9 protein-coding genes are annotated in these 10,339 nt (G+C 67.1%); 4 read left to right on the plus strand and 5 right to left on the minus strand.

Translation table 11 applies throughout. The features are described 5' to 3' along the window. The coding region (locus ACE3OU_RS18375) for an IS5 family transposase (protein WP_374243008.1) at nt 1-608 on the plus strand (608 nt) is incomplete at its 5' end. A 529-nt stretch (nt 609-1,137) separates the two neighbouring features. Here ACE3OU_RS18375 and ACE3OU_RS18380 read toward each other — a convergent pair. Both ACE3OU_RS18380 and ACE3OU_RS18385 read right to left on the minus strand, forming a co-directional pair. After that, nucleotides 1,138-1,497 carry a hypothetical protein gene (locus ACE3OU_RS18380; protein WP_374243009.1) on the minus strand — a complete coding sequence of 120 codons (360 nt, stop codon included), beginning with the start codon at nt 1,495-1,497 and terminating at the stop codon, nt 1,138-1,140. Between the two features lie 590 nt (nt 1,498-2,087). Next, nucleotides 2,088-4,910 (minus strand): diguanylate cyclase, encoded by a 2,823-nt coding sequence (locus ACE3OU_RS18385; RefSeq protein ID WP_374243010.1) that lies wholly within the window; start codon nt 4,908-4,910, stop codon nt 2,088-2,090. Between the two features lie 615 nt (nt 4,911-5,525). Between ACE3OU_RS18385 and ACE3OU_RS18390 the strand changes: the two genes are divergently transcribed. From ACE3OU_RS18390 to ACE3OU_RS18400, 3 genes are all read left to right on the plus strand, one after another. Beyond that, nucleotides 5,526-7,046 (plus strand): aldehyde dehydrogenase family protein, encoded by a 1,521-nt coding sequence (locus ACE3OU_RS18390; RefSeq protein ID WP_374243011.1) that lies wholly within the window; start codon nt 5,526-5,528, stop codon nt 7,044-7,046. Nucleotides 7,047-7,136: 90 nt separating this feature from the next. Further along, on the plus strand, nt 7,137-7,508 hold the full coding sequence (locus ACE3OU_RS18395; RefSeq protein WP_374243012.1) for a DUF779 domain-containing protein: 372 nt from the start codon (nt 7,137-7,139) through the stop codon (nt 7,506-7,508). Nucleotides 7,509-7,534: 26 nt separating this feature from the next. Then, entirely contained in the window at nt 7,535-7,873 is a 339-nt protein-coding gene (locus ACE3OU_RS18400) for a c-type cytochrome (protein ID WP_374243013.1), read from the plus strand. A gap of 216 nt (nt 7,874-8,089) precedes the next feature. Here ACE3OU_RS18400 and ACE3OU_RS18405 read toward each other — a convergent pair whose 3' ends face one another. The 3 genes from ACE3OU_RS18405 to ACE3OU_RS18415 are packed head-to-tail and all read right to left on the minus strand — an operon-like array spanning nt 8,090 to nt 10,196. Then, nucleotides 8,090-8,623, minus strand: a complete 534-nt coding sequence (locus ACE3OU_RS18405; RefSeq protein ID WP_374243014.1) for a cytochrome b — start codon at nt 8,621-8,623, stop codon at nt 8,090-8,092. Then, nucleotides 8,620-9,558 (minus strand): beta-propeller fold lactonase family protein, encoded by a 939-nt coding sequence (locus ACE3OU_RS18410; RefSeq protein WP_374243015.1) that lies wholly within the window; start codon nt 9,556-9,558, stop codon nt 8,620-8,622. The genes ACE3OU_RS18405 and ACE3OU_RS18410 overlap by 4 nt, the downstream gene beginning before the upstream one ends. 8 nt (nt 9,559-9,566) lie before the next feature. Continuing rightward, complete coding sequence (locus ACE3OU_RS18415) at nt 9,567-10,196, minus strand: ABC transporter substrate-binding protein (protein WP_374243016.1); 630 nt, start codon at nt 10,194-10,196, stop codon at nt 9,567-9,569. Between the last annotated feature and the right edge of the window lie 143 nt (nt 10,197-10,339).

Here is a 10,339-nt window from a genome sequence, read left to right on the forward strand (position 1 = left end):
GGCAGATCATCGACGCGACCCTGGTGCCGGCGCCCAAGCAGCACACCAGTCGGGGCGAGAAGGCGCTCATCGAGCAAGGCGCAATGCCGGCCGGCTGGAAGCCCGCCAAGCGGCGCCAGAAGGACCTCGACGCCACCTGGACCAAGAAGCACGGCAAGAGCCACTTCGGCTACAAGCTCTCCATCAACGTCGACAAGAAATACAAGATCATCCGCAAGATCGAGACCGACACCGCGAGCACCCACGACAGCCAGCACTTCGACAACGTCTTCGACACCGTCAACACCAGCCGGGACGTCTATGCCGACCGGGGCTACCCGTCTGCGGAGCGCGAAGCCTGGCTGAAGGAAAACGGCTTCCGCAACCAGATCCAGCGCAAGGGCCATCGCAACAAGCCGCTGTCCGAGTGTCAGCAGCGGCGCAACAAGCGCATCGCCAAGACGCGGGCGCGGGTCGAACATGTGTTCGGGGCCATCGACCAGATGGGCGGCAAGCTGCTTTGCACCATCGGCCAGGCGCGGGCGAACTTTGCGATGACGATGATGGCGGCCTGCTACAACCTGAAGCGGCCGGTTTATTTCCAGAAAGCCGGAATCAAGGCCTTCTGACGCCCGAAATGGGCCGAATCGCCGCAGCCCGAGGCGATTCGAGGCAAAAACGGGACGGCACCGCCGAAGAAGGCGGTGATTTGCCGAAGGAATTGAACCAGATTCGGTCGCGATCATCGTTGCGCGGTGGGATTTACTGACAACCTCGGGTTATTCGAGGTGCCCAGAATCTGCATTCCATGACGAATAACTTTTTAGGGCGACAGCTCTGCCGCACAACATCGAAGTACCGAAGAACATGTTTTGCAAGTTACTGTTTAGAAGCAGGAGCTATACACAACGCAAAATGGAAAACAGGAAAAGCCGCAGTCATCAACATAGTGGGTTCTGATTATGTGGAAAGTAGGCATATAGCATACGTCAAGCCCGAATGACGACTATTTGGATCGGATGACGACCGGCCGCATCTGGCCGAATGCCGCCCCTCACTTTCCTTTAGACACCACCCACCCCACATACCCCCTCATCCTACCCCACCCTCATCAAAAAGCCCGCTTCCGCGGGCTCATTTCGGGCAGTCTCTGCTTCCTCACGCCTCCGTCTTCGCGGGCTTCGGCCGGCGGATCTTGTGCTCGGATTTCTTCTTGAGGCCGAGGGAGGCGATTTCGTTGGAGTCGTCGCCGTACTGGGCGCGGACCTGGTTCTTGGCGACGCCCATCTTTCCGTGGAGTTCGACGCCGGCGGCGTTGAGTTCGTCGCGCAGGGCGTCGAGGGCGACCTGGTGGGCGATGAGGGCTTCCTGCTTGGCGCGGATCTTTTCAACCACGGGGGCGATGGCTTCGACGGTGGCGCTGGGGTCGTGGGACTTGTAGTCGGTGATGAGCTTGAGGGCGTAGAAAGCGTCGATGTCCTCCTGGAGTTCCTTGGCGCTGACGCGGCTTTTGGGCATGGTGTCTCCTTCAAGTTGAGCGGCCGGGCTGTGGATGGCCAGGGCGTCAGAATAATGCGTACACCATACTCATACAAGCTTTAATTGAAATGCCGGACCGGTAAATTGAAATGTCTGGCCGCAGCGGCCGGACTTCGGGGCGGCCGGCGGGGGTGATGGGCCACGGCGGTGTCGAGGACCTTGCGGCGCCTGGCATGCCCGGTTGCTGGGCGACGGTGCATCTTGGCGGGCTTGCGATCATCGACGGGGGGCGGTGCATCGATGATCGCTGGAGTGCAGCGAAGGGTCGCAGGCTTGCGATGCTTCTCAACAGGCTTGCGATGTTTCTCCGCAGGCGGGCAACCATGGGTTGCAGGGCTGTGACCATGGGTTGCAGCGTTGCGATGAAGGGTTACAGGCATGCAACCATGGGTTACGGCGCGGCGATGATGAGTCGCCGGCCTGCGACCCTTCATAACATAGTAAAAACCCTTGATCACAGACGGGTGATCAAGGGTTTTTACTATGATGAAAACCTTTGCAGGGCTGCAAAGGATGTTGTCGACCGTGCCGAGAAGCTCGCGATGGCTGTGGAAGCCTTCGGGAGGGGGTCAGTCGGCCTCGGCGGGCGCGGCGGGCGCGTTGTCGTGGGTGGCATCGCCCTCGTCCCCCTCGCCGGCCAGCACGACGCGGTTGCGGCCGCTGTGCTTGGCGCGGTAGAGGGCCTGGTCGGCGGCGGTGACGAGTTCGGCGGCGTGGCGGCCGTGGTCGGGGAACAGGGCGAGGCCGATGGACACGGTCATGCCGGGCAGGGCCTGCCCGCGGTGGTGCAGCACGAGGCGGGTGACGGAGTTGCGGAAGTCGTCCAGGCGCTGCCGGGCGTGATCGCGGTCGATGTCGGTGAGCACCAGCAGAAACTCTTCGCCGCCGTAGCGGCAGGCGATGTCGCTGCCGGTGCGGAAGCCCAGCATGAGGCTGGCGAAGGCGGTGAGCACGGCGTCGCCGGCGTCGTGGCCGTAGTCGTCGTTGAAGCGCTTGAAGTGGTCGAGGTCGAGCATGGCCACGGCGAGGTGGCGCTGGGCGCGGGCGGCGCGGCTGATCTCGCGCTGGAGGCCCTCCTCCATGAAGCGGCGGTTGTAGAGGCCGGTGAGGGGGTCGCGCATCGACAGGGTTTGCAGGTTTTCGCGCAGGCGCAGGTTGGCGAGGCCGAGGCTGAGGCTGTCGGCAACGGTTTCGGCCAGCTCGCGTTCGCGGGCCAGGGTGTCGGGATCGCCGGAGGGGATCAGATGGATGACGCCGAGGGGCTGGCCCTGGGCTTGCAGCGGCAGGCACAGGTAGATGGACGTGTCGCTCGCGCAGTGCAGGCAGCGGGGGGTGATGGAGTGGGCGTAGCCGAAGTCGTGCACGTGGCTGCGGCGCAGCGCCCAGCAGTCGGTGGGGGTGAGCACGGCGACGTGGTCCACGCGGTCCTGGCCCCAGCGGGAGACTTCCATCAGGAGGTGGCCGGAGGCGTCGATGGTGAAGATGCGCCCGGTGGCGCTGGGGAAAAGCTGCTGCAGGCCGGCCTCGATGATGGTGACGCCCTCGTCCACCGCCTGGCAGCTTTGCAGCATGTCGCTCATGCGGCGCAGCATCTGCCCTTCGGCGTTGGTGCGTTCGAGCCGGCGCTGGGTTTCGCGCAGGGGCGTCACGTCGCGGGCGGCGGCGAAGGCGCCGGCAACGTTGCCGTTCTCGTCGCGAAAGACGCTGGCGTTGTAGAGCACCTCGGTGAGGGCGCCGTCCACGTGCTTGAGGGTGAGCGGGTAGTCGCGCACGCGGCCGGCCACAAAAACCTGCTGCCAGCCCTCGCGGGCGTGCTCGGCGTCGGTGAAGCAGTCGGCAAAGTCGCGGCCGATGAGGGCGTCGCGCGGCAGGCCGGTGAGGTTTTCGGCGGCTTCGTTGACGTCCATGATGCGGCCGTCGAGGCCGATTGTCATGAGCGGGTCGAGGCTGGCCTCGAGCAGGCTGCGGGCGTAGTGCAACGCGGTCTGGATGGCGCTGATGTCGAGATTGGCGCCGGCGAGGCGCAGCGCCTGGCCGTTGGCGTCGCGCTCGACGGCGCGGCCGCGGTCGAGGATCCACACCCAGTGGCCGTCCTTGTGGCGGCGCCGGGTCTTGACCTCGACGGAGTCGATGCGGCCGGCGATGAGCTGGCCGACGAGGCCGTCGATCATCTTGTGTTCGTCGGGATGGGTGAGGCTGCGCCAGGTTTCCGCGGAAAACGGCGACAGCTCTTCGAGGGTGTAGCCGAGCAGGCCGGCCCAGCGCTCGTTGACGTGGATGGCTCCGGTCTGCAGGTTCCATTCCCAGGTGCCGGCGTCGGTGCCCCACACCACATCGGCCAGGTACTGGCGGTCGGCGTGCAGGGCTTCCTCCAGCCGCTCGCGCTCGGCCTCCTCGGCGGCCAGCTGGGCCTCGTTGCGCCACTGGTGGCGCTGGAACACCCCCAGGCCGGCCACCGAGATGAGCGCCAGCATGCCGAACAGCAGGCTGCGCACCAGCAGGTCGCGCTGCCAGGGGGCATACACCGCGTCGAGGTCGCGGCTGAGGGACACCACGAGGGCCTGGTCCGCCGGGCTGGCCACGGGGGCCACCGATATGAACGCGGCCAGGCGGTTTTCGCCGGTAATGGCCGTCATGCCGTTGATCAGGGACTTGCGCTCGCCGCTCTGCATGTGGCGCCTGAACAGGGAGTCGCTGCGGGCGTTGAGATCGCTCCCCAGGATGCGGGCGTCCCGCGGTACGCAGTGGATGACCCGGCCGGCGCCGTGGATGAGCAGGGTGCGCATGTCCGGGGCGTAGATCGAGGCTTCGAGCAGCATGCTGAAGTAGTCCGGGTCGATCGCCGCCACCGCGTAGCCGGCAAAGCTGCCGTCGGGGCGCATCACGGCCTTGCCCGCGGTGATGGTGAACACGCCGTGGGAGGTGACGAAGGGCGGCGAGATGTACAGCTTGCCGGGCTTCGGGTCATCGCGGATCGCCTGGTAGCGGTCGTCGTTCTGGAAGTTGAGGCCGATCAGCGTGGAGCGGTTGCTGGCCAGCACGGTGCCGCCGGCATCGACGAGGAGCAGCGTGCGCACGCCGATCATGGCGGACACCATGAACTCCATGCGCCGGTTGACGTCGTCCACCTCGTCCCTGCCGGCCAGAAGCAGCAGGAGGTCGGGGGCGATGGCGTCAAGGGCCACGGTGGTGGACTGGAGGCTGCGGGAGAGGGTGCTGCCGACCACGTCGGCCGCGTGGGCGAGGCGTTCGCCCTCGCGCTGGGTGAGATCTTCGTGGGTGGCGCGGAGATCGACGCCGAGGATCATGCCGATCGTGGCGAGGCTCAGGATCAGCACGATCCAGGGCGGGAGCCGGTGACTCGTGTGTCTCCTGGGAGCTGCCTTGTTCATGCTGTAGACCACCTCGCATCCCGGCCCGCACACGGAGTCGGGAAAAATGCTGGATAGAGCCCAGGAAACCTCACAACGACTGCACTCATCTTAGCAGCGTCTTTGTTTTTTTCTTGCGGCCGCGCACCGATACCGCGAAATTCCTCACCATCGTCAGCACATGCCGGCAGCACGGCTAGATCCGGCGCGAAAGCCGCCTCCGACGCGCCCGGGGGGACGGGCGGCAATGAAAGGCGGGGCCCGCGTCGGCGCCCCCTCCCCCGCTGTCGGCAAGGGGCATGGCGCGCCCGTCGGAGCGCACGCATTACCTGAATGCCCGGTTTTTCGGCATTTGCCAATGGAAATTGAGCAGCGCAACAGGAGGCCACTGCTCCACATTTGAACGGCTGCTGCAGCCTGAAGCATCGACGCCGCCCGAAAGGCGCCGCGCGGCGTGCCATCGAAACATCCACCCCATTGATTTATATGAGGTTTTAAAACCGCAACGGGCCCGGCTTGCAGCATGGCACGGGCTATGCACTAATGATTGCCACGAGGGCCGGCGGAACAGCCACCGCCCTTGAGCAACAACGCAGAAACCCGTTCGATCCAAACCAAAACGCAGGAGACAAAGACATGCTTTACGCTGCCCCCGGTACCGCTGGCGCCAAGATCAACTACAAGGCCCGCTACGACAACTTCATCAACGGCCAATGGACCGCCCCGGTGAAGGGCGAATACTTCGACGTGGTGACCCCGGTGAACGGCAAGGTCTACACCCAGGCCGCCCGCTCCACCGCCGAAGACATCGAGCTGGCCCTGGACGCCGCCCACGCCGCCTTCCCCAAGTGGGGCAAGACCGATGCGGCCACCCGCTCCAACATCCTGCTGAAGATCGCCGACCGCCTGGAGCAGAACCTCGAGCTGCTGGCCTATGCCGAGACCGTCGATAACGGCAAGCCGATCCGCGAGACGCTGAATGCCGACATCCCGCTGGCGGTGGACCACTTCCGCTACTTCGCCGGCTGCCTGCGCTCCCAGGAGGGCGGCATCTCCGAGATCGACGAGAACACCATGGCTTACCACATCCACGAGCCGCTGGGCGTGGTCGGCCAGATCATCCCCTGGAACTTCCCGATTCTGATGGCCGCCTGGAAGCTGGCCCCGGCCCTCGGCGCCGGCAACTGCGTGGTGCTGAAGCCCGCCGAATCCACCCCGATCTCGATCCTGATCCTGGCCGACCTGATCTCCGACCTGCTGCCGCCGGGCGTGCTGAACATCGTCAATGGCCTGGGCCGCGAAGCCGGCATGCCGCTGGCCACCAGCAAGCGCATCGCCAAGATCGCCTTCACCGGCTCCACCGCCACCGGCCGCGTGATCGCCCAGGCCGCCGCCAACAACCTGATCCCGGCCACCCTGGAGCTGGGCGGCAAGTCGCCCAACATCTTCTTTGCCGACATCATGGACAAGGACGATGCCTTCCTCGACAAGGCCATCGAAGGCATGGTGCTGTTCGCCTTCAACCAGGGCGAAGTGTGCACCTGCCCGAGCCGCGCGCTGATCCAGGAATCCATCTACGACAAGTTCATCGAGCGCGTGCTCAAGCGCGTGGCCGCCATCAAGCAGGGCAGCCCCCTCGACACCGACACCATGATGGGCGCCCAGGCCTCCGACGTGCAGATGCAGAAGATCCAGTCCTACCTGCAGCTGGGCAAGGAAGAAGGCGCCGAGTGCCTGATCGGCGGCGAGCGCGCCCACCTGGGCGGCGACCTGGAAGGCGGCTACTACATCCAGCCGACCCTCTTCAAGGGCCACAACAAGATGCGCATCTTCCAGGAAGAGATCTTCGGGCCGGTGCTGGCCGTGACCACCTTCAAGGACGAAGCCGAAGCCCTGGCCATCGCCAACGACACCCCCTACGGCCTCGGCGCCGGCGTGTGGAGCCGCAACGGCAACGTGGCCTACCGCATGGGCCGCGCGATCCAGGCCGGCCGCGTGTGGACCAACTGCTACCACGCCTACCCGGCCCACGCGGCCTTCGGCGGCTACAAGGAATCCGGCATCGGCCGCGAGACCCACAAGGTCATGCTGGACCACTACCAGCAGACCAAGAACCTGCTCGTCAGCTACAGCGAGAACAAGCTGGGCTTCTTCTGAGCACGCAAGTCTCCTTCGCTTGCCCGCGCTGGCTCGCGGGCATGATCTTCGGGGGCGGGCAACCGCCCCCCTTTTTTTGAGGACAGGACGATGGTCAACCGCGTGATCGCCACCCCGGCGGCGCTGGCTTTGATTGCCGAACTGCAGGCAAAGCATGGCCCCGCGCTGATGTTCCACCAGTCGGGCGGCTGCTGCGACAACAGCTCGCCCAACTGCTATCTGCCCACCGACCTCACCGTGGGCCCCTACGACCTGCGGCTGGGCGAGATCGGCGGCGTGCCCTTCTACATGGGCGCCGCCCAGTACGAGTACTGGAAACACACCCAGCTGATCGTCGACGTGGTGGCCGGCGAGGGCGGCACCTTCTCCCTCGAAGCGGGCAGCGGCAAGGCCTTCATCACCCGCTCACGCCTGTTCTCCGACGACGAATGGGACCAGCTCGAGGCCGCCGGCCTCGTCTGATCCGCCCACCGCAAGGAACCCGAACCATGCAGACATCCCTCCGCAAACCCCTGCTCCCCCTAGTCGCCCTAGTCGCCGTGCTCGCCCTGGGCGCCAGCGCCCCCGCCAGCGCCACCGAAGCCATCGTCAAGAAAGCCCGCTGCGTGGCCTGCCACGCGGTGGACACCAAGCGCGTCGGCCCGGCCTACAAGGACGTCGCCGCGAAGTACAAGGGCGACGCCGGCGCGCCGGCCCGCCTGTTCGCCAAGGTCCGCGAGGGCGGCAGCGGCGTGTGGGGCCAGGTGCCGATGATGGCCCACCCGGCCGACAAGATCAGCGACGACGACTTGAAGGCGGCGATCCACTGGATCCTGTCGCTGGAGTAAGCCGGGACTCGCGAGGACCGTGCGGGTCCTCGCGATGACCACCGAGGTCGTCCCGAGCAGCGCCGGGGTCCTCGCGACACCGGCGGAGATCCTCCCGACCAGCGCCAGGGTGGTCGCGACAACGACCGAGGTGCTCGCAAGCAATTCGGGCGCCCTCGCGACGAAGGTCGCGGGGCGCCCGGGCAAAACTGCCCTGCTCCACCCTGGAGCAGGTGTTCAATTACGGAACAACCACCCCGGCAACATGCGGGACAGGGTGCCGTCGCGCTGGATGGCGTGCTTGAGGGCGCCGGCCACATGCAGGCCGACCAGCCCGGCAATCGCCCACACCGCAAACACGTGCACGGCCTTGAAGGCGCCGTTGAGCGCCTCGTCAGGCCAGCCGAGCCGGGGCAGTTCGACGCCGAAGAGCTTGACGGCGTAAGGCGTGAAGGACGACGCCAGGTAGCCGGCCAGGGGCGCCAGCAGCAGCATGAGGTACAGGCCACGATGGACGACGCGGGCGAGCACCGCCTCGAAACCCCCGGCCAGGGCCGGCGGCGGCGGATTGCGCCAGCGCCACACCATGCGCAGCAGCACCAGCCCCAGGGCCATCAGCCCCCACGACTTGTGCAGCCCGTAGGCGGCGCTGCGCAGCGGGCCCTTGGGCAGGTCGAGCATGGTCCAGCCGCGCCACAGCAGCCACAGCACGATGGCCGCCTGGGCCCAGTGGAGGAGCATGGCGGGAAGGGTATAGCGCGGGGCGTTCATGGTATTGCCACGCCCCACGGCAACTCGCCCACCGGGACGTCGGCGAGCTTGCGGTAGCCGGCCGTGTCGATCACCGATACCGTGCCCGAACGGCCGTTGGCCACGTAGAGCTTGGCCCCGTCGGGGGTGAGCGCCATGTTCCACGGGCGCTTGCCCACCGGGACAGTGGCGACGACGGTGTTGCTCGCCACGTCGATGGCCATGACGCTGCCGTCGCGGCCGTTGGACACGAAGACCCGCCGCCCGTCCGGATGCACCGCCACGCCGTTGGGAAACTGGCCGGCGGGGATCTCGGCCACCACCCGGCCGGCGGCCACGTCGATGGCGTAGACCTTGCCCGCCAGCTCGCTCGCCACGTAGGCGCGGGAGCCGTCCGGCAGGAAGCCGATGCCCCGCGGGCGCTTGCCCACCGGAATGCTGGCGCTCTGGCGGCGGGCGGCCACGTCGATGACGTCCACCTGCTCGGCCTCCTCGGCGCTCACGTAGAGCCGGCGACCGTCGGGGCTGAACACCGCGTGCTCGGGGTTCTTGCCGTGCACCGGGATGCGGGCCAGCTCGCGGCCGTCGGCGGCGTCGAGGAGCGCCACGCTGTTGTCGTCCTCCACCGCCACCGCCAGCAGCCTGCCGTCGGCCGACAGGCTGACACCCTCCGGCGAGGCGCCCACCGGCACGCTGCGGATGAGCTTGCCGCTGGCGGTGTCGATGATCAGCAGGCGGCCGGTCTTGCCGTCGGTGACATACACCCGGCCACCGCCGGCGGCGATGCCGCGGGGCCGCTCCCCCGCCGGGATGTCGGCCCGGCGCGAGTCGTCGGCGGTGTCGATGACGCTGAGGCTGGCGGACTTTTCGTTGGGCACATAGGCCAGCGGGCCGGCCTGCGCGGCAGCCCCCCAGGCCGCCACCAGGGCGGCGCACAGCAGATGGCGCTTTGCCATGGCGGGCCTCACGCGGGCAGGTGGGAGATGCCGTGGCGGCGGAAGATCTCCGCCAGGCTGCCGTCGCGCTTGAGCTCGGCCAGGGCCGCGGCGATGGCGTCGGCAAGGGCCTGCTCCTCGACCTTCACCGCCATGCCGAGGGGCCAGCTGTCCACCTTGAGCTCGGGGAAGCTCACCGGCTCGACGGGCAGCTCGCGCTGGCCCTTGAGGGCGGCCTCCAGCTCGGCGCGGGTGGCCAGCACCGCCGCCACCTGGCCGGCGGCGAGGGCCTGGGCGGCCTCGCCGACGGTCTTGAAGTGCACCACGTTGTCGCGCAGGCGGCCGTTGAGCACGCCGAGCAGGAAGGAGTCGGCCAGGGACGCAGTCTCGACGCCGATCTTCTCGCGGGTGAATACCTCCAGCGCCACCGCCGCCGAGCCGCTGGGGGCCTGGCGCACGCGCTCCGGCCGGCGCGCGAGGGCCAGGGCTTCCCGGTGGTAGGCGCCGAAGATGCGGACCTTGTCGTTGGCCTTGGCGAGGTAGGGGTCGACGGGCACGTGCATCATCACGTCGGCGGGCTGGGTGCCGAGGTAGTGGCCCTTCCAGACCATGTTGCGCAGGTCGTCGTTCATGTCCTCGTCGGCGGTGAAGCCGACCACCTCCGGCGCCAGGCCCAGCCGGGCGCAATGCTCCCAACTTAAGCCCCCTTATATGCCAAATGCTGGTGCGGCTTGACGCGTCGTGGCCTGGGATAACTTCGCTCAGGCTGAATGCGGCAGTGGTTGCGTGAGACGGCGTCGAG

The sequence above is a fragment of the Zoogloea sp. genome, from assembly GCF_041908905.1.
In the GTDB taxonomy this organism is placed as follows: Bacteria; Pseudomonadota; Gammaproteobacteria; order Burkholderiales; family Rhodocyclaceae; genus Zoogloea.

Excerpts from the sequence above, each read along its gene's own strand:
- ACE3OU_RS18380 (WP_374243009.1), bottom strand. The coding sequence starts at position 1,497 with ATGCCCAAAAGCCGCGTCAGCGCCAAGGAACTCCAGGAGGACATCGAC.
- ACE3OU_RS18385 (WP_374243010.1), bottom strand. The coding sequence starts at position 4,910 with ATGAACAAGGCAGCTCCCAGGAGACACACGAGTCACCGGCTCCCGCCC.
- ACE3OU_RS18390 (WP_374243011.1), top strand. The coding sequence starts at position 5,526 with ATGCTTTACGCTGCCCCCGGTACCGCTGGCGCCAAGATCAACTACAAG.
- ACE3OU_RS18395 (WP_374243012.1), top strand. The coding sequence starts at position 7,137 with ATGGTCAACCGCGTGATCGCCACCCCGGCGGCGCTGGCTTTGATTGCC.
- ACE3OU_RS18400 (WP_374243013.1), top strand. The coding sequence starts at position 7,535 with ATGCAGACATCCCTCCGCAAACCCCTGCTCCCCCTAGTCGCCCTAGTC.
- ACE3OU_RS18405 (WP_374243014.1), bottom strand. The coding sequence starts at position 8,623 with ATGAACGCCCCGCGCTATACCCTTCCCGCCATGCTCCTCCACTGGGCC.
- ACE3OU_RS18410 (WP_374243015.1), bottom strand. The coding sequence starts at position 9,558 with ATGGCAAAGCGCCATCTGCTGTGCGCCGCCCTGGTGGCGGCCTGGGGG.